Origin of the sequence: Bradyrhizobium sp. STM 3561 (assembly GCF_045571455.1) — a bacterium.
Classification (GTDB): Bacteria; Pseudomonadota; Alphaproteobacteria; order Rhizobiales; family Xanthobacteraceae; genus Bradyrhizobium; species Bradyrhizobium vignae.
In genome coordinates this window covers 6,401,331-6,421,230 of record NZ_CP120695.1, presented here as the reverse complement: position 1 = coordinate 6,421,230, position 19,900 = coordinate 6,401,331, and the positions used below count along the sequence as shown (strand labels likewise).

Genomic DNA, 19,900 nt, shown 5'->3' with positions numbered 1-19,900 from the left:
CCGTGACCGATGACTGCGGCCAGGCCCTCCGTTTGGTCGGCCCCTGTGATTCAAACTCGCGCACTGGGGGCTCGCGGGCCAAATCCCGCCGAAAAGCAATCGCAGCGATTCGATCTGCTTCAGCCCGTATCTCTACCGCGCTCGCAACCGGATCGAGCGGTTCTTCAACAGGATTAAACAATGTCGCCGGGTTGCGACGCGCTACGAGAGGCTTGCCACCAACTATCTTGCCTTCGTTCAACTTGCATCAATCGGGCTATGGCTCCCCTTAATCAGTCCGCGGCCTAGAGCGCTCGGCCCGCCGTACGGGAAGAGCAGCGCCCGGCTGCTGTCCCGGGCGCAAATGCGATTTAGCCCTGGCTGCCAGCGAGGGTCAGATTAGGCCAATTTGAGGAGGCTTACGTGCCAACCGATTGAGGATGAGTTCGATTTTCGATCTACTCTGCCATTTCGCCATTCATCTAACCCTCGCTGGCAGCAATGGTTATATCGATTGAAAACCGCGCAGGACATGAGGATGTGCCTGACCGGAGGCCTCGCGCGATTCGCGGTTAGGATTCGCCGCTTGCAGTGCTGGCTGTCGCGGGAAGCGCGAGCACATGATCCAAAAATCGGCCTACGAAGACCTTCCCGAAAAAGTCCGCGCAGCATTTTCGGATTGCAAGCTGCTTTCGCTCGTGAAGATGCAGCGCTCTTGAACATGGAGCGCAAAACACTGCGCCGCACGGTTGCCAGAGGTGACATATCGGGCCGCCAGAAAGGGCAGGGCTCAAAGAAGCCGCGGTTGCCTTGACGATTGCCGATGGGGAGCGGAATTTGTCTTCGAGGTTGCTCCACGACATCGATCACGATCTCGCCTAAACTGACGTCTGCTAATGGCTCGTTAGGCGACTATCATTCGAGGAGCGTGGGATATCGGCTTCTGTGAACCCGAAGCCGACCTTAGGCGGCCGCGCCGCGTCCAGAGCGGTTCTGCCTGCATCATCTGTACGGGTGGCTTAGGTTGAATATGCTAGGCTCCATTCGATGGTCCAGTAGTCGACGCGATGAAGTGGGATCGCTTGGCGCAGCAGCGCTGCGCAGATCGCGCGCTTCTTTCAAAGCATTCCAATCAAAATAAAGAGCCCAGCCTCGGCCAGGAAAGTGGCGCTCATGATCGCGACCGTAAGGAACACTTCGCTCGGCGATAGAGGGTTCATGAATGTCTCGCATCTTGTCCCGGCCGAAATCCATGAGCCGGTCATGTAGCTTGTGTCTGAAGATCGCCGGGACCGAGACAATGTCAACAAAGCCATCGCCAATACTTTCGGGAGCCGCCGCTACGACGGCGCGATCCGGATGCCCGGCTCGTCGACCCAGGCTTCCCGCGCAAACCACCCGTGATCGGTGCGGCAGATCGGACAACGGGTGCGAGAGAAAAACACCGCGCGGCGTCCAAAGCTCTCGCGATCAGTCTGGATACCGGTGGGAATCGCGTGTCCGGTTTGCGGACATTTGACCATAACCATTCCCATGTTTCCCTCCCTTGCGATTTGTCTTTGTTGTATTTTGCAAGAAAGCACCGGCCGGTTGGAATACGCCTCTTGTTGGTGCGGGGTTGGGGGGCATCGCGCACCTTGTTGATCGAGCATGGGGCAGTGGGGCGTGCTCGCTCAGCTCGGCTTGCTCCAACCGGCCGGGTCCCTCCTCAAACGAATCTGGATGAGAAATTGAGCGCTCTTTTTTTAGCCCCCGCCTTGGTGGAGAACCCTGGTGAAGTGCTTCCTGATCGGCTCACTCGTTTCCGTCGCGAGCTTCTGGGCAAGCGCCCACAATTCCTTGTTCTGGTCGGAGGCGGTGTCGAACGCCTTGCGCGCTTGCGCCGCCGATAGGGTATAGACGTCGGTCGCTGACTTGCTGCCGAACAGATGGACGAAGAAATCGAGCGCAGAAGCGACATTGGCGTTTGAGATTTCGAACACCTTGAGCCCGTAGTCGGTCGTGCATCTCGCATTGCTCGAATAGGTCTCGCGCAGCGCCTCAGTCATCTCTTCCGATGCGGCCTTGATCTTCTCGCAACCTTCCCGTGCGCGGGCGAGGCCTCGCTCGGTAAGCTCGCGCCCCAAGCCAGGCAAGGCGACCTTCGAGAAATCCAACCATGGCGTCCCGAAAACATTCGTTCCGTTCGGCGTCAGTTTCATTTCGCTTTCACTCACGCAACATTCCCTTTCTCAAGCGAAAGCATTCCTCGCGACGCTCGCTTGCGTCACGAGAGCTCACGCTCTGTGTTCGATCAGATTTTGGATGAGCCGTGATGTAGCCCCGACCCAACACGACTTTGTTAAAGAGAAACGGGAATGTCGGTCCGGTTTGCGACTCTCGCCCAAACTTTTTTTGAGATTGTCAACACAACGAAGGTATATGTGAGGAGTGCTGTGCATAACAGGGATATCCCAAGGGTTTGGGAAATTCCTTCCTCAGCGTAAGCATTGCAAAGGAGGCCGGCGCGAGCTGCGTTGGGATGCGCTACGTCCGAGCAAGAATGGACATCATCACGCAACATGCCGTTGAGGGCAGTCCGGACTTCGCATCAGCGATCCTTTGACCGCTGCAACGGAGAGCGTTCGGACCCCGCTCAAGCAGGATACTGGATCTGTTCTACTCTCAGTAGATCTACTGAGAACCTAACTGAGAACGGCCTTCATCGCGCCGCGCGGCTCGACTCCGGGTCAGCTGATGCTCGATGGCGACTTCGTCGCGACCTCATCGGCGTGCTGGAGGGCGAGACATGGCGATCTACCTGCATTTGCAAACCCACGGTATGGCACCGAAGGAGATTGCCTTTATTACAAAGGCTTACGAGCAAACGTTACGCACCCTGTGTGTTCAAGATCGCGATGATCCGCTCACGGAGTTGGTGGCGAAGACAATCATCAAGATCGTTCAAACCGGGATCAAAGACCCTGCACAGATTTCAGCGCAGGCAATCAGCGAACTCGAAATGCGCTAGCGATCTCCAAGACCGCTGGGAACTGAAACATTCCCGCGATCGCTGGGTTGGCTAGTGGGCTTCGGGGCTTCGCAACGTGCGAGGCGTGCCATGACCCCCCTCCCGGTGAGCGATGTGTTTCTCACGGTCGCAATCATGGCCGTGGCCTTCGTGATTGAGATCGGCCTTTTCATCCTGATCGGGATGTTCTGAATGGATCGGAGCGTCCTAGGTGCCTTAATTTCAGCTCAGATTTTTCAAGATTCCCCGCAACCATCGCCCCCGTTCGGCGTCATGCTCTATGGAGGAGCGCAGGCGACATCAGAGGTCCGCGGAATGATGGGCATGACGACCAGCTGAATCGGTCTCGAATGGGCGACATCATCCCTCCGGCACCCCGGCCAGGCGCATGCCCTCGCAGACGCGCTCTCGTTCGGCGAGATATGTCGGATTGTTGCTTGCTTCGCTTACAAGCAAGCGGCTGATGGTAAAGCCTGGATCGAGCTTAAGACCAACCTTTGCGGCGCTTCGCGCCTCATCTCTTTCGCCAAGCAGGCCCAAGGCCGCAGCGAGCCAGAAATGGGCCGCAGGAAAGTTGCGATTGGCCTCAATGCTTCGCCGTAGCCAAGCGACGGCTTCTGTGTCTGCGCCGATCAGTATCTTGGCCATGCCAGCAATATGCATCCAGCGGTGGGCAAAGATATCGCGAGGGGAGAGACGGAGAGCCTCGACGATATGGCCTTCTGTCTCAGCACCGCGACCCATAAAGAACTTTGCGATACCAATGGCGCTGTGAGCACCGACCAAATTGCGATCAATCTCCAAGGCCCGCTCACATTCAGCGATCCCTTGCGCGGACCGGTTTGTAAAAATGTAAGCCCCTCCCAGGATCCTGTGGGCTACTGCGTGGTCCGGGGCCAATGACAGCGCCTTGATCGCATTTGCTTCGGCTGCCGAAAGGTACGCGACTCGGTTATCAGCCAGCAGGGAAGCTCCGATCGTTAGATCAACGAGCGCCAAGCCGACCAATGCTCCGACGCTTCCGTGATCGATTGCCAAGGCGCGTTCGAAAAAGCTGCGCGCCTCGCTCATGTGCTCCACGCCCCTGTATGACCAGGCATAACCTTGAAAGTTCAAGTCCATCGCGTCGGGATTTACAGAACGTTCTGCCCGGCGCGCCTCCGCTGCAATCATTTGGGCATTCAGCGCGTTCGCCAGTCGCGCCACGATTTCGTCCTGCATGTCAAAGAGATCGGCGACCGGCTTGTCGAACCGCTCGGCCCAAAGGTGATTTTCCGTTTCCGAATCGATCAGCTGTACATTGAGCCGGAGTCGCTTGCCACTCCGCTGCACAGAGCCTTCGAGCACGTAGCGGACGTTTAGCTCACGCCCAACCTTCTTAAGGTCAACCGATTTTCCCTTGTAGGTAAATGCCGTATGGCGGCCGATCACGAACGAGCCGCTGATCCGCGACAAGTCAGTGGTCAAACTGTCGGTCACACCATCGGCGAAATGGTCTTGCTCGGGATCACCGCTGAGATTGGCGAAAGGCAGCACGACGATAGAAAGACGAGGGGGAGACGGCAGGTCGAGCTTCGCTCGCGACGGCCCTGGCGCCGAGCTGAGCCCATCCTGGACCACCGCATAGGCCCGAACCGAAAGCGCGATATTCTTGAGGTTCTGGACGCCCAGATCGGCGAATTCGACCCCTACCTTCCCGCGGACATGATCGTAGGCGGAGGACGAGATGCAGATGCCGCCTGGTTCTGCAATGCTCTCGAGCCGTGCCGCAATATTGACCCCATCGCCAAAAACGTCATGCGGCTCGACAATCACGTCGCCGACGTTGATGCCGACACGGAAGGCAATTCGTCCGTCTGCCGCATCGGCAACGGTAAGTTCTCTGATGCGCGTCTGGAACTGCACAGCAGCCCGAACCGCTTCCACCGCGCTCGGAAACTCTGCCAAGAACCCGTCGCCGGTATTCTTGACGATGCGCCCCCCGTGTTCAGAGATCGCGTGTGTAATACCATCCGTGAGGAGCGTAGTCAGTTTGGCGTGCGTGGCCTCCTCGTTAAGATGCATAAGCCGCGAATAGCCCACTACGTCAGCGGCCAAAATCGCCGCCAACCGACGCTCAACTCGGACTGGCCGCTCTTGCACCATTAGCAATCCACCTGGATACTAATTGCACTTGGTAGTCAATTGTACGACGGGACTTCGGAATTGCCCATACGGATGATGTCGTATATTGACCCGAAGGCGACTTCAGCGGTCTACGCCACGTGCCACGATACGATACATCGACCTCCCTTGAACCTTCAATCTGCCCTGTAGACCTACTTGTAAGGCGCAGCGGCCGGACTGACAGTCCTACTCACGCCTGACTCCGCTGGCAGTTGCGCCGATAACCGGAGGACATCAACCATGTTGCGACCATTGGTTCTCTCGTCGATGGTGTCGGCTATGGCAATTCCTGCATTGGCGCAGGACATCAAGCCCGAGCTGGAGAAAATAGGCGCGGCCTATACCGACTGCGTCGCCAAGCACGATGGCGCGTGTGTTGCGTCGCTCTATTCAAAGGACGGCATCCAAGTCAACGTGGTTGGAGAGGTGAAAACCGATCTGAAGGCGACCTATGAAGACTACTTCAAGGGCGGTGAGGACAAGATCGCCGTCAAGGTCAACTATGCCCAACCGCTAGGCAACGACATGGCATTGGCGGCGGGCGATGTCGATGTCACCTTCAATGTCGAGCCGAAACTCCGTCAGCTGTTTTGGTCCGCCGTCTACGTTAAGGAAGGCGGCCAGTGGAAAATCCGCATGCTGACGGCGGCCATCAAGCCGCCACCGCCGCCCACGGAAGCCAACGCCGACAAGAAGTAAACCAAGCAGCGGCGGGCGTCACCAAGCAGCGGCGCGCGGACAATTCGCGCCGCAGTCGAATAGTGACGGAATCTCTCCTTGCAGATTCCGCTGCCTTGGGCTGACATGTCCGGCATGGACTTCCATGCCCGCGGAAAGATATCCGCAACTTTCAAAGTCCGTAAGCTCTCGATGACAGGTCAGCGCTACTTCCTAACCCGGCAACAGCATAGGGGCTGTCCAAGTTTGTCCAACGTGAAGGCGGCGTCTCCCGGAGCGAGGGTCTGCTTCTGGCGCCACTAGCTGCCGATGCTGCCTTTTGGCCCGGAGCTTCCCTTTGCTTGTGCCCCGACTACGTCTGCTTTCGAAGGTAGGGCGGACAGTGCTTGCCGGATCACCTCGGCCAACGGCCGGCTTATGCCATCACGTCTGATATCCGAATGACGGCAGCTCCTGAAGAAAGCGGACGCCCCGTTGCGACAAGCTAACGTCCGCTTTACCCAACTGGGACATAGGCATAGATGCGACCGCACCGAGGCCGGCTCGCTTCTTCTTACAGGCAGAAATGCTGTCCAAAAATGGGAGTGGGCCACGCTGTGTTTTTAGCAGTAAGCTGCCCTACGCGCGGGATATGGCCTGCGTGCCTCTTCTAAAATCTAGAGGCGTACATTGCCCAGTCTTTCGGTTCGGCGCGCATGGACAGCGACTTCCAGGTGTTATGGAAGGACGACGACCGCATCTTTTGCCGGGCATCGCGCCAGGGCTCCGATGGTGGCCGCAAAACTGTGCTGGCCGTGCTTCCTGCCGAGCACGCCCCATCAACGAGCCGGGATCGCTTGGCTCACGAATATGCACTAAAGGACGAACTCGACAGCGCGTGGGCCTTGCGGCCGCTCGAACTGGTCAGCGAGGGCGGCCGACCCGTGCTGCTGCTCGAGGATCCCGGCGGCGAGCCGGTGGAGCGCCAGCTCCAAGCGCCCATGGAAGTGGGAACATTCTTGCATCTCGCCGTCCACATCACGGCGGCTCTAGGCAAGGTCCATCAGCGTGGGCTCGTGCACAAAGACATTAAGCCGCACAACATCATCGTGAATCGCGCGACCGGCGAAGTCAAACTCACGGGTTTCGGCATTGCCTCGCAACTCCGGCGCGAGCGCCAATCACCCGAACCGCCTGAAACCATCGCCGGCACCCTCGCCTATATGGCACCCGAGCAGACCGGACGAATGAACCGCTCGATCGACGCGCGCAGTGATCTATACGCGCTGGGCGTCACCTTCTATCAGATGCTCGCCGGCGCGCCCCCGTTTACCGCAGCCGATCCGATGGAATGGGTGCACTGCCATATTGCGAGGAGGCCTGTGCCGCCCGCCGAGCGTCGGAAGCAAGTGCCCAATTTCCTTTCGGCCATCATCATGAAGCTGCTCCACAAGACCGCCGAGGAGCGCTATCAGACCGCGGCCGGTCTGGAGAGCGATCTCCGGCGCTGCCTCGCGGCCTGGGAGGCTCGGCAGGGGATTGACGACTTCCCCCTGGGCGAGCGCGACATCCCGGACCGGCTGCTCATCCCCGAGACGCTCTATGGGCGCGCGCGAGACATCGAAGTCTTGCTCGCGGCCTTCGACCGCGTGGTTCAGAGCGGCACGCCTGAGCTGGTGTTGGTCTCGGGATACGCCGGCATCGGCAAGTCAGCTGTCGTCAACGAGCTGCACAAGGTGCTGGTGCCCTCGCGCGGCCTGTTCGCCGACGGCAAATTCGACCAATACAAGCGCGACATTCCCTATGCCACACTGGCGCAGGCGTTCCGCAGCCTGCTCCGGGGGCTTCTGGCGAAGAGCGAGGTCGAGCTGGCGCCCTGGCGCGATGCCCTGCACAAGGCGTTAGGCCCGAACGGCGGGTTATTGGTGGACCTCGTCCCCGAGCTGAGGCTTATCATCGGCGAGCCGCCGCGGGTGCCCGACCTGGCTCTGCAGGATGCGCAAAGGCGCTTCCACCAAGTGGTGCGGCAGTTCATCGGCGTGTTCGCGCGACCGGAGCATCCGCTGGCGCTATTCCTCGACGACCTGCAATGGCTCGACTCAGCGACGCTGGACCTGCTCGAGGATCTGCTGACTCAGGCGGATGTGAGCCATCTGCTGATGATCGGCGCTTACCGCGATAACGAGGTCGACGCCGCGCATCCTCTGCGGCGCAAGATCGCGGCCATCAAGAACCGCAGCGGCATGGTTGAGGAGATCGCGCTGGCGCCGCTTGCCACCGAGCATGTCGGGCAGCTGATCGCCGACTCGTTGCGTTGCGAGCCGAGGTATGCCGCGTCCCTGGTGCAGTTAGTGCAGGAGAAAGCAGGCGGCAATCCGTTCTTCGCCATCCAGTTTCTTTACGAGCTCGTCGAGGAGCGTTTGCTTGCGTTCGATCATACGTCGTCGTGCTGGACGTGGGATCTCGATCTCATTCGCGCCAAGGGCTATACCGACAATGTGGTGGACCTCATGGTCGGCAAACTCGCGCGCCTTCCGGCCAACACGCGGGAAGCGTTGCAGCAGCTCGCCTGTCTCGGTAACACCGCCACGATCACGCTGTTGGCCCTTGTTCTGGGAAGATCGGCGGCTGAAGTCGACGCAGCGCTGTGGGAAGCCGCGCACGAGGAGCTGGTCGAGCGACGGCAAGGCTACTACAGATTCACCCACGACCGGGTGCAGGAAGCCGCCTATTCAAGCAAACCGGAAGCCGAGCGTGCGGAAGCCCATCTCGCCATCGGCCGGCTGCTCGCGGCGAATACTCCCACAGAACAGCATGGGGACGTGATCTTCGACATTGTCAATCAGCTCAACCGCGGCGTTGCGTTGATCACCTCACGAGACGAACAAGCGAAGCTGACCGAGCTGAACCTGCTCGCAGCCAAGCGCGCCAAAGCGTCCACCGCCTATGACTCGGCACTGACTTATCTGAATGCCGGCGCGACCCTGTTGCCGGAGGATCGCTGGGAGAGCAGGCATGAACTTGCCTTCTCGCTGGAGATCAACCGGGCAGAATGCGAGTTTCTGACCGGCGCGCTGGCGGAAGCGGAGCGACGCCTGATGGCTCTCTCAGCCCGTGCGGCCGGCCCGGTCGAGTTAGCCACGGTCTCAAGCCTGCGCATCGACCTATACACGAGGCTCGATCGGAGTAGCGATGCAATTGCTGTTGCTCTCGATTACCTCCGCCACCTGACCATCGACTGGCCACCCCATCCCACCGAGGAGGAGGCGCGAGGTGAATACGACCGCGTCCGGTCCCAACTTGGCGGGCGCCGTATCGAAGCACTGATCGATTTGCCCTTAATGAGTGATCCGGTGTCTCTCGCGACTCTGGGCGTGCTGACCAGGCTGCTGCCGCCTGCACTATTCACGGATTTGAACCTCTTTTCCTTGACCGTTTGCCGAGCGGTTAATCTCAGCCTTGAGCACGGAAACTGCGATGCCTCGTGCGTTGCCTATATGAGGCTTGGGATGATTGCCGGTCCTCGCTTCGGCGACTACGAGACGGGATTTCGATTTGGTCTGCTCGGATATGAATTGGTCGAACGGCGCGGATTGACGCGATTTCATGCGCAGACCTACATGCTCTTCGGAGCGCACCTCGCACCATGGACGCGACATGTCCGGAGTGCGCGTGATTCGCTGCTTCGGGCTTTCGACGTCGCAAACAAAACCGGCGACCTCACGTTCGCCGCGTACGCCCGCGTCAATCTGAATTCGAATCTGCTCGCGGCTGGTGACCCGCTCGCGGAGGTGCAACGCGAAGTCGAGAGTGGCCTCGCATTTGCGAAAACGGCACAGTTCGGACTGGTCGTTGACGTTGTCGTCAGCCAACTGCAGCTCATCCGGACCCTGCGGGGGCTGACCTCGAAATTCGGCTCCTTCGACGATGAGCAGTTTGAAGAGCTTCAGACGGAGCGCCGGTTCGCCGAGAATGCCAACCTCATGCGAGCGGACTGCTGGTATTGGATCCGAAAGCAGCAGGCGCGCTTTTTTGCAGGCGACTACGCGGCGGCGATTGAGGCGTCTCAAAGGGCGCAGCGGCTGCTGTGGACGTCTATATCGCAGCTCGAAACTGCCGAATACGAATTCTATGGTGCATTGTCCCTCGCGATGGCCTGCGCCTCCGCCGCGCCTGCCCAGCACCGGGAGTACCTTGAGGCACTGGCGGCGCATCGGCGACAGATCCAAATCTGGGCAAAGAATTGTCCGGAGAATTTCGAGAATCGCGCTGCGCTTGTCGAGGCGGAGGTCGCCCGCTTGCAGGGCCGCGAGCTCGATGCCGAGCGCCTCTATGAACACGCTATCCGCTCGGCCCGGGCCAATGGCTTTGTTCAAAACGACGCGCTTGCCAACGAACTCGCCGCACGCTTCTACGCGGCGCGCGGGTTTGAGAGAATCGCTCGTGCGTACTTGGCCGACGCTCGGCGCGCCTATTTGCGGTGGGGGGCTGATGGCAAGGTGCGGCAACTCGATCGGCTCTATGCCCGCTTGGCAGAGGAAACAGCGGCGCCCGGCCCGACGAGCACGATCGGGACTCCACTGGAGCAGCTCGACCTCGCCACCGTTATCAAGTTGTCGCAAGCGGTCTCGGGCGCAATCGTCCGGGAGAAGCTGCTCATCACCGTCATGCGCACCGCTATCGAGCACGCGGGCGCCGAGCGCGGCCTGTTGGTTCTGTCGCACGGGGCCGAGTTGCGAATTGCCGCCGAAGCGACCACCGACGGCGACACGGTCGTCGTGCAGCTGCGCGACGAGCCCGTGACGGCAGCGCTCCTGCCGGAGGCGATCCTCCACTACATCTTGCGTACGCGGGAGAGCATCATTCTCGATGATGCCGCAGCCCAGAAACCGTTTTCAGCGGATCCCTACATCATTCAGCGCCAAGCGCGCTCTGTTCTCGGCCTGCCGGTGATCGCTCATGCGAATTTCATCGGCGTGCTGTACCTGGAAAACAATCTGGCTGCGCATGTCTTCGCGCCGGGTCGGATCGCGGTGCTAAAGCTGCTCGCCTCGCAGGCGGCAATCGCGCTGGAGAATGCTCACTTGTACCAGGATCTCGCAGAACGCGAGGCTAGGATTCGGCGCCTGGTCGAGGCCAACATCATCGGGATTATCATCTGGGAACTTGGAGGTCGGATTCTGGAGGCGAATGATGCGTTTCTCCGCATCGTAGGATACGATCGCGAGGATCTCATTTCGGGCCGCCTACGCTGGACTGACCTTACACCACCGGAGTGGCTCGACCGCCACATGCGATTGTGGATCCCGGAGCTAAAGATGATGGGGAGCGTGCAGCCGTTCGAGAAGGAATATTTCCGCAAGGACGGCAGCCGCGTGCCCGTGTTGATCGGCATGGCTGCATTCGACGAGCGACGAGATTACGGCGTCTCTTTTGTCGTCGACCTGACGGATCGCAAGCTGTCGGAAGAGGCATTGCGGCAGAGCGAGGAGCGCTTTCGCACCCTTGTACAATTCTCCTTCGACGTGTACTGGGAATCGGATGCGCAGCATCGCTTCACCCGCCAGGAATTCGGCGAAGGTCTTGCCGACGCGCCGGCGCCTGGCTCTGAAATTGGGAAGACGTGGTGGGAAGTGCCCTATTTGGAGCCTGACGCGGAGGCCTGGCGCAAGCACCGGGAGACGCTCGATGCCCACCTGCCGTTCCGTGATTTCGAGCTGGCGCGGCCTACGCCTGACGGCGGCAAACGCTACGTGTCCATCTCGGGACTGCCGGTCCTCGACAATGCAGGGCGCTTCATCGGTTACCGCGGCGTCGGACGGGACACCACCGAGCGCAAGCGGGCCGAAGAGACCTTGCGGGAGGTGCAAAGGGAATTGGCGCATGCGAACCGCCTCGCCACCATGGGTGAGCTCACGGCCTCGATCGCCCATGAAGTAAGCCAACCGATCGCTGGCGCATCGATGAATGCCGATGCCGCCCTGCATTTCTTGGACAGAAACCCGCCGGATGTTGAGAGAGCCAGGGACACGCTCGGTTATGTTGTGAACGACACTGATCGAGCCCGCGACATCATCAGGCGTATACGTGATCTCATAAAAAAAGCACCGCCACTGAAGGATCGCCTGGATATCAACGAGGCGATCCGGGACGTGATCGAGCTCGCCCGCAGCGAAGCGGTGAAGAACGACGTCGTGATGCAGACGGAGCTCGGAGACGGTTTGCCACTCGTCGAAGGTGATCGCGTCCAACTGCAGCAAGTGATCCTCAACCTGATGGTCAATGCCATCCAAGCCATGGGCACGGTCGCGAGGGGATCGCGAAGCGTGCTCATTACGACCGCTCGGGCCGAATCTGACGGCATTATCGTCGCGGTGAAGGATTCGGGACCAGGATTGGCGCCGGACGCTCTCAAGCGCATCTTCGACCCCTTCTACACGACGAAGCCTGGCGGTCTGGGGATGGGACTGTCGATCTGCCGCTCGATCATCGAAGCGCATGCCGGGCGCTTGTGGGTGACCTCCAATGCGCCCCATGGCGCGACTTTCCACTTCACGGTGCCAGCCCATCCGGGCAGCGCGTCGTGACGATCCCGCATGGTTGCTTTTGAGACCTCGCTCCGGCGTTCACGCCAGTTCCGATGTGTCAATTTGGAGTGGGCCATGGGGCTGGAGAAGGGCGAATTTAAGATCTGACGGCTATGCCGGGCTTTCGAAGAACGAAAGCCCATGGCCAAGCACCGCATTCACAGCATCGAGTTCAAGCGTCAGCCGCCATGTTGCAACGACTGATAGCGATCACGACCAGCCGATCCGTCGCCGTCATTCTCAACGCCTGGTCGCGCCGGGTGGTCTGTTATGCGATCAGCCGGTCGATTCATACGCGGCTGACGATCGCCGCCCTCGCGGCCGCGATCGAGCGACGACGCCCGTCAGCTGGATGCGTGCATCATTCGGATCGGGTTCGCAATACGCCTCCGAGCGCTATCGCGACACACTGACGGCGCACGCGCTTGTCGGCTCGATGGGTCGGCGCGGTAACCCGTACGACAACGCCAAGGCCGAGAGCTTCATGAACACCCTTGAAGGTCGAGGCTGTGTATCCAATGGCGTAGAAACGCTCGAGGACGTTATCGAGAACCTTCCCCGCTTCATCGACGGAGTTTACAATAAGCGCCGATTGCAATCCGCTCTCGGTTATCTCAGCCCGCAACAGTTTCGAGGATCAGCACGCCCGGCAGAGGGTCAAATCAGCCGCCTGACCCTGTCCGGCCCCACGGGCCCACTCCACTGATGGGGCAAATTTGCACGCCGAATAATATCGGATGAACGCCGGCGAATGCAGCGCCCTCAACGAATTGCATTTGAACGAATTGCATTTGATGAGAACGCATACGCGAATGTCGCGCCTTCACTTCAATGTGAAGCACTGCGTTGATGGCCGTCGTGCGTGGTCGGCACGCGAGCCATGGGGGAAACCGGCCACCAAACTGGAGCGGCGTCCGCCATCTTGCGTGCTGCGGCAGTGCCATTGCCCCAAGCACGGGCTGCGCCTCCTTGTCGGTCGCGCTGGTCTTTTAGCTTCCGCAGAGCAAGGCAAGCTGTTACCATTCTCGAAGGCCTGCTCGCTAGAAGCATCAACCCAACCGATAGCTCCCAATCACGCCACTCTACGTGCAGTGATGTGCGATGGTTCCGAAGACGCGGTACGCAAAGAGCGGTGATACTAAGATCGCCTAGGTTGTGGGGGATGGGCCTTTCGACCTTGTGTTGGTGCCTGGCTTCATCTCGAACTTAGACGTGGCCTGGGACGAGCCACGCGTCTGGCTGCTTTCTCCCGGCTGATCATGTTTGACAAGCGCGGCACTGGCCTCTCTGACCGGACTGTCGGCGTGCCGACTCTCGAGGAACGTATGGACGACGTTCGGGCTGTCATGGATTCCGTCGGCTCGCAACAGGCTGCGCTATTCGGCATCTCTGAAGGCGGCGCGATGTCCGTTTTGTTTGCGGCCACCTATCCAGAGCGCACGCGAGCTCTGGCGCTTTATGGAACGTACGGGCACTTCCGATCGTGGGTGCTGCCACCGGATAGGATCGAAGGTGCGCTTGAGCGCATGGAGAAGGCGTGGGGGACTGGTGAGAGCCTTGCGTTGTTTGCTCCAAGCGTGGCGGCCGATGAAAAGTTTCGACAGTCCTGGGCACGTTTTGAGCGGCTCGGCGCCAGTCCGTCTGCTGTTGTGGCGCTTATGCGAATGAACAGCGAAATCGATGTTCGTCCCATTCTCCCGTCCATTCGAGTGCCGACGCTCATCGTTCATCGCCAAGGCGACGTTCGGGTCAACGTTGAGGCCGGGCGATTCATGGCGGAGAAGATCCCGAATGCGAAATACGTCGAACTACAGGGCAATGACCACTTGTTGTGGACCGGTGACACGGATCGCGTACTAGCAGGCTGTTGAAAAAGGCGCTCGCCGCCGACCGGCGACCGTGATTCATTGGCTCCGATGAGATTCGGAGATGGTGCGTGCGCGGCGGCGACAATCGAACGGGCGAACTGTTCAGCTACGTCGACCTGGAGGCGCGGGTGCGGCGTAATCATCCGCTGCGAGCGATCCGGACGATTGTGAACGAAGGGCTGTCGGCGCTGGAGCGAGAGTTTGCCGCGCTCTATTCGCCAATTGGGCGGCCGTCGATCCCGCCGGAGAAGCTGCTGCGGGCGATGCTGTTGCAGGCGTTTTATTCGATCCGCTCGGAGCGGCTTCTGATGGAGCGACTGGAATACGACCTGCTGTTCCGCTGGTTCGTCGGAATCGGCGTTGACGACGCAGCCTGGGACCATTCGGTGTTCTCGAAGAACCGCGACCGGCTGCTGGAAGGCGACATCGCGGCCAAGTTCCTGGCGGCGGTGCTGGCGCAGCCCAAGGTGAAGAGGCTTCTGTCGAGCGATCACTTCTCGGTCGACGGTACGCTGATCGAGGCCTGGGCCTCGATGAAGAGCGTCAAGCCGAAGGACGGCTCCGGCGAGCCGCCAGCGCCAGGCGGCGGGCGCAATGCCGAAGCGGACTTTCATGGCCAGAAACGCTCGAATGACACCCATGCTTCGACCACCGATCCGGACGCCAGGCTCTACCGCAAGGGCAAAGGCAAGGAGACGAAGCTGTGCTTCATCGGGCACGGGCTGATGGAGAACCGCCACGGCCTGCTGGTCGACGCCTGCCTGACGCAGGCCGGCGGGCATGCCGAACGGGTGGCCGCGCTGCACATGATCGAGCCTCGTGCCGACCGACCGACAGCGATCACGCTTGGCGCCGACAAAGCCTACGATGCAGAAGACTTCGTCAACGAACTGCGCTCGATGAACGTGACGCCGCATGTTGCACAGAACACCAGCGGCCGTAGTTCTGCGATTGACGGACGAACGACCCGGCACGGCGGCTATGCCATCAGTCAGCGCATCCGCAAGCGCATCGAGGAGGCATTCGGCTGGATCAAGACGGTTGCCGGGCAAGAGAAGACCAGCTTCCGTGGCCGTGATCGCGTCGCATGGGCCTTTACCTTCGCTGCCGCCGCCTACAATCTGGTGCGGCTGCCGAAGCTGATTGCGGAGACTGGCTGATGGCCAAGGTGCCCGGCTTCGCCAAGGCCTTTGTCGGCCGCTGGCGCATCGTCGAGATGGACGTCTGGGACAGCGAGTTCCTCGATCTTGCCGAAGAGGCGCATCTCACCTTCCAGGGCAAGTCCGATGGCGAAATCGCCTTTGGGGCTCTCAAGGGCTCCCTGGACGTGCGCTACGGCGCCCGCGACGGATCGGCCTGCGCCGAGTTCTCATGGGAAGGGCACGACGAGAATGATCCGTCCTGCGGTCGCGGATGGGCTATGATCGGCACTGCGGGCAGGCTCGTCGGCCACTTCTACATCCACAATGGCGACGATTCAGCCTTCGTTTGCGAACGCGGCTGAGTTCTTCAACAGCCTGCTAGATGAGGTTGAGGAGTTTTTTACTGGGTCGCGATCGGCCGCCGAAGCTGATCGCGTCCTCGCCACTGTTCTGTTTACCGATATTGTGAACTCAACCAAACGCGCGGAGAAGATCGGCGACCGCGCATGGCACGACCTGCTGGGTCACCACAATGCGATCGTGCGACGAGAACTGTTGCGGCATCGCGGCCGTGAAGTGAGGACATTGGGTGATGGGTTCTTAGCAACTTTCGACGGTCCGGCCCGATCGATCCGGTGCGCTCTTGCAATAAATGAAAGCGTCGAACCGCTCGGGTTGCAGGTGAGGGCCGGCCTTCACACGGGCGAGATTGAAGTTGCCGATGACGATGTCAGCGGAATCGCCGTGCACATCGCATCGCGCGTTGCGACGATGGCGAAGCCCGGACAGGTTTTGGTCTCGAATACCGTCCGTGACCTGGTGGCAGGATCAAACATTCGGTTCCATGACGAAGGTCATCATTCTCTAAAGGGCATTACTAATAGCGTCAGATTATTCGCGGTTGAACGGTAGAGAGAAGCTCAACGCGCAATTCGGATAGGGTGATCGACTTTGTCTTGAGGCTCTCGCCTCGACTGGCCATTCTGTAGCGAGAAGCTCGCCAAAGTACGAAATAGCTTGCACGTCACAGCAGATCTGCCTTTCCGAATTAATCGAACTGCAGGACGGCTGAGGCAACTCTAGCACCGGAGGGGAGATAAATCTAAGACCGTCGGCAGAATTGGCCAGGCGAGGTCTCAACGTTCTTGTCCAGGTTGCATCCTAGCAGAGCGGTTGCGGCTGACAGGCGGCCAGATCATGGAACAGGCCCGGTGACGCCTTGACTCCAAAGAGTAATCTGAGGACTAATTTACCGGAAATTGAGCTCCGCTCGGCGGGCGTCACTTCTGCCGGGCGAGGAGGGCATCGCCTGTGGCACGCCGGCATCACAGCTCGATTGGTTCAGGTTTGAGCGATACTGCGCCATTCAGGCCGCTGGACGCCCGATCTATCGCGAGCCCCCTAATTTTTGGGCAGAATAGCACGATCGTCCACGCGGGCAGAGGGGGGCGTCATTCGGCTGGAGATGGAAGGCCAACAGCCTCGTCCCCGATAAATCGCCGGAGGCATTTGCGGAATCTAGCGACCGAACGAAAATATGTCTCCATCTTGCGAGCCGATCTGCACCGCTCATCGGATCTGGTGACAGGCCTCGATTTAGAAGAGTCGATCGCGCGGCTCGCGCCGGCAATGGGTCAGATGCGATCGGCTGTGCATCAGTACGGGGGCATTATTCATCGAGAAATGGGTGATGGCATATTCGCCGTGTTCGGTGCGCCGGTCGCCAACGACATGCACGCGGTCCTGGCTTGCCTCGCTGCGCTCGACCTTCTGAGCCGGATTGAAGCGCTTGCGGATGGTAGCATTCGCGTGCGGGTTGGCGTGCACTCAGGCTTGGTAGTGGCCGGACCCCGGAAGCTCGACTACACCCAGATGTACGATTTTGACGGCCCTCCACTGATCATGGCTGAGCGCTTGCAAGCGGTGGCGGAGCCTGGCCAGGCGCTGGCGTCCGAGACGTGCTGGATGCTGGCCGGAGGCTATATCCATTTCGAAGCACCGGAAAGGCACCTTCTAAAGGGATTTGCCCAGCCAGTCATGGTTCATCCCATAAAAAGGGTTGGTGAGCTATCGAAATGGCAAGTGACCCTGGGGCGAGGTACAGCAGCATTCGTCGGTCGCGAGACGGAATTATCAAACTTACTTGCGCTTGGTGTCGCGGCTGCGAATGGCCCCGGTCGCGTTGCCCTTGTTTCGGGGGAACCGGGCGTGGGCAAGTCGCGCTTGGTGCGCGAGGCTGTGCACGTGCTGCATCAGCGCGGCTGGCATTCCGTGGAGGCGGAATGTAGCCCCATCATTGGCGATTCGCCGTTTTCCCTCCTCAAGGATATCCTGGTCAAATCTATTTCGGAGCTAAGTGGGGCTGATAAAGCGGGCGCCAACACCGACCTGCCAGATGTACAATCGGCTGCGCTGCGGATTCTGCTCGATGGAGTAGTTGCAGAAAGCCTTCCCGTATGGACAAAGCTAGCCTCCCGCGCGCGAACTCGTGCCATCATCGATATGGCTTGTTCGGTCGTGGCGCGTCGGGTTGGTGGGCAGCCGACATTGCTTCTCATTGAGGATGCGCAATGGGCTGATGAGGCAAGCGCCCCCGCCCTTGACGCAATAGTGGCGTTGGCCAAGCGTCTTCCACTTTTCGTGTTAATCACTGCTCGAACAGATGAGCTGCCCTCTTGGTGTGAGCCGGATGCCAGACTGGTACTAGCCCCACTAGCGCCCGATGAAGGCCTTGCAATGCTTAATCAGTTGCTTGGTCCATCGCCTCGCCTTCAGCTTTTAAAGGAACGAATTCTAGAGCACACGGGTGCGATGCCGTTGTTCCTAGAGGAAGTGTGTCGTGGGCTTATAGAAGCCGGTCGATTAAGGGGAGCGTGGGGTGAATTTGAGCCGGCCTTAGAGGGGACAGAGCTCGGCGTTCCTTTGACAGTTCAAGGTGTGATCGCGAGTCGCATTGATCGACTGGCCCCGCGCGAGAAGCGGGTCTTGCAAGTAGCCGCCTCGATCGGTCCTCAAGTGCCAAGCCGTTTACTCCGGGTGATCGCAGGTTTGGAGGAGGCGGTCTTCCGTCAAATCCATACCGCACTACTGGCGGCGGGTATGTTGGTGTGCGTCCCGCAGGCGGGAGAGGGGCAAAACACGTTCCCGCACGAATGCGTTCGCCAGGTTGCATACGATGCCACCCTGGAATCCGATAGGGTGAAACTACACAAGCGTGTTCTGACCGAGCTCGAGGCCGAGGCGGCTACTGCTCAGAACGCGCACGAGTTGGCAGCCATAATGGTGCACCACGCTGTTCAAGCCAAGGAATGGGCGCGTGCAGCCGATTTGGGGGCAACGATCGCGCGTCGCTGCTTTGGCCAATCTGCGTTTTCGGATGCGATGAAGCATTTCGAACTGGCAATAGCGTCGGTCGACAAGCTGCCGCCGTCACCGCAACGTGAGGCAATCGCGATTGATCTTAGGATTGAGGCGCGAATGGCTTACGGAAATCTAGGAAAGGTGAGCCGTTGGCTCGACTTGGCAAGAGAGGCCGAGGCGCGCGCACTCGCCTCCGGCGACAATAGACGACGAATTCCTGCGTTGGCCATGCGTGCGGCGGCGTTGAACTTCTATGGTGCGCCGGCCGAAGCGCTCGACGCGGGCGAGGCTGCAGTGCGCGAAGCAGGCCAGAGCGGCGAGCCTGGATGGTTGGCCTATGCGGAATACGGGTTGGGGCAGGCGCGGTTTATCGCCGGTCACTTCGTAAAGGCCGTAGAGATTTTGGAGAGAGCTTATAAGCGGTTTTATTTTGAAGGTGCTTCACCGCCACCCGGCGGCGGAGCAGCACAAGCTGCACTGCTTAGCTGTATGATGATCTGCGTCAGTAAAGTAGCGCTTGGGGACGAAGAGGGCGCTGTCGCGGCGCAAGCACGAGCAGATGAGATTGCCGCTCAGAATGAAGGTCCCGCTGCAGCGATAGCAGGGGGATTTAGCCGCGGAGTGCTTTTGCTCTCAAGAGATGAGCCGCAGGCGGCGGAAACGGCGCTGGCACACTCCCTCAAGCTTGCGCATCAGCATGAAGTGCACCTTTTCATACCCGTGCTTGCCAACCAGCATGGGCTTTCACTCTTGCGAGTAGGGCGCGTGACAGAAGCGCGAACGGCGTTTGAAATGGCCCGTGAAGAGGCCGAACTGCTTGGGCATCGGTCGGCTGCATTGCGCGCAGAGCTAGGTCTAGCGCTCTGTGAGGCAGCATCGACAACCCAACGCAACGTAGCAATAGAGATGGTTTGCCGATGTGAGCAGAGCGCTCAACAGAGCGGGTACCAACCCCTAGAGCTGGAAGCGTTGCTCATCAAGAGTGCTTTAAATAGCGCATTGGGAGTGGAGTCTTCGGCGGACCGAAACAAAGCCGAGCAAATAGCAAAGCAAATCGGCGCCCTAGGAACGCAGCGCGAAGTTCATCGCACGCTTTCAAGGGTGCTGGATCGTTCACAGCTGGCGAGCTAA

The 19,900-nt window shown here is 59.8% G+C and carries 11 protein-coding genes and 1 pseudogene; 10 read left to right on the top strand and 2 right to left on the bottom strand.

Features of this window, described 5'->3' with window-relative positions; genetic code table 11:
• Positions 1 to 67: 67 nt before the first annotated feature.
• Positions 68 to 265, top strand: a pseudogene (locus tag P6U28_RS30490) (transposase); the annotation flags it as partial.
• 1,459 nt (positions 266 to 1,724) lie between these two features.
• On the opposite strand, the gene P6U28_RS30485 reads toward P6U28_RS30490, so the two are convergent.
• Complete coding sequence (locus P6U28_RS30485) at positions 1,725 to 2,195, bottom strand: phasin family protein (protein WP_312016235.1); 471 nt, start codon at positions 2,193 to 2,195, stop codon at positions 1,725 to 1,727.
• A 572-nt stretch (positions 2,196 to 2,767) separates the two neighbouring features.
• On the opposite strand from P6U28_RS30485, the gene P6U28_RS30480 reads away from it, so the two are divergent.
• Positions 2,768 to 2,989 carry a hypothetical protein gene (locus P6U28_RS30480; protein WP_129146227.1) on the top strand — a complete coding sequence of 74 codons (222 nt, stop codon included), beginning with the start codon at positions 2,768 to 2,770 and terminating at the stop codon, positions 2,987 to 2,989.
• Between the two features lie 360 nt (positions 2,990 to 3,349).
• Here the strand turns inward: P6U28_RS30480 and P6U28_RS30475 are convergent, their stop codons facing one another.
• Positions 3,350 to 5,134, bottom strand: a complete 1,785-nt coding sequence (locus P6U28_RS30475) for an adenylate/guanylate cyclase domain-containing protein (protein ID WP_407120410.1) — start codon at positions 5,132 to 5,134, stop codon at positions 3,350 to 3,352.
• A 315-nt stretch (positions 5,135 to 5,449) separates the two neighbouring features.
• On the opposite strand from P6U28_RS30475, the gene P6U28_RS30470 reads away from it, so the two are divergent.
• From P6U28_RS30470 to P6U28_RS30435, 8 genes are all read left to right on the top strand, one after another.
• Complete coding sequence (locus P6U28_RS30470; RefSeq protein ID WP_407120409.1) at positions 5,450 to 5,854, top strand: nuclear transport factor 2 family protein; 405 nt, start codon at positions 5,450 to 5,452, stop codon at positions 5,852 to 5,854.
• 674 nt (positions 5,855 to 6,528) lie between these two features.
• Positions 6,529 to 12,399: an AAA family ATPase gene (locus P6U28_RS30465; RefSeq protein ID WP_407120408.1), complete on the top strand. Its 5,871-nt coding sequence runs from the start codon at positions 6,529 to 6,531 to the stop codon at positions 12,397 to 12,399.
• Between the two features lie 352 nt (positions 12,400 to 12,751).
• Positions 12,752 to 13,105, top strand: a complete 354-nt coding sequence (locus P6U28_RS30460; RefSeq protein ID WP_407120407.1) for an integrase core domain-containing protein — start codon at positions 12,752 to 12,754, stop codon at positions 13,103 to 13,105.
• Between the two features lie 553 nt (positions 13,106 to 13,658).
• Positions 13,659 to 14,270: an alpha/beta fold hydrolase gene (locus P6U28_RS30455; protein ID WP_407120406.1), complete on the top strand. Its 612-nt coding sequence runs from the start codon at positions 13,659 to 13,661 to the stop codon at positions 14,268 to 14,270.
• A gap of 65 nt (positions 14,271 to 14,335) precedes the next feature.
• Positions 14,336 to 15,427, top strand: coding sequence for an IS5 family transposase (locus tag P6U28_RS30450; protein WP_122402508.1), 1,092 nt, complete (start codon positions 14,336 to 14,338; stop codon positions 15,425 to 15,427).
• A complete protein-coding gene (locus tag P6U28_RS30445) occupies positions 15,427 to 15,771 on the top strand; it encodes a hypothetical protein (RefSeq protein WP_407120121.1) in 345 nt (114 codons plus the stop codon). The genes P6U28_RS30450 and P6U28_RS30445 overlap by 1 nt, the downstream gene beginning before the upstream one ends.
• Positions 15,734 to 16,321 (top strand): adenylate/guanylate cyclase domain-containing protein, encoded by a 588-nt coding sequence (locus tag P6U28_RS30440; protein ID WP_407120405.1) that lies wholly within the window; start codon positions 15,734 to 15,736, stop codon positions 16,319 to 16,321. The genes P6U28_RS30445 and P6U28_RS30440 overlap by 38 nt, the downstream gene beginning before the upstream one ends.
• Positions 16,322 to 16,720: 399 nt before the next feature.
• Positions 16,721 to 19,900, top strand: a complete 3,180-nt coding sequence (locus P6U28_RS30435; protein WP_407120404.1) for an ATP-binding protein — start codon at positions 16,721 to 16,723, stop codon at positions 19,898 to 19,900.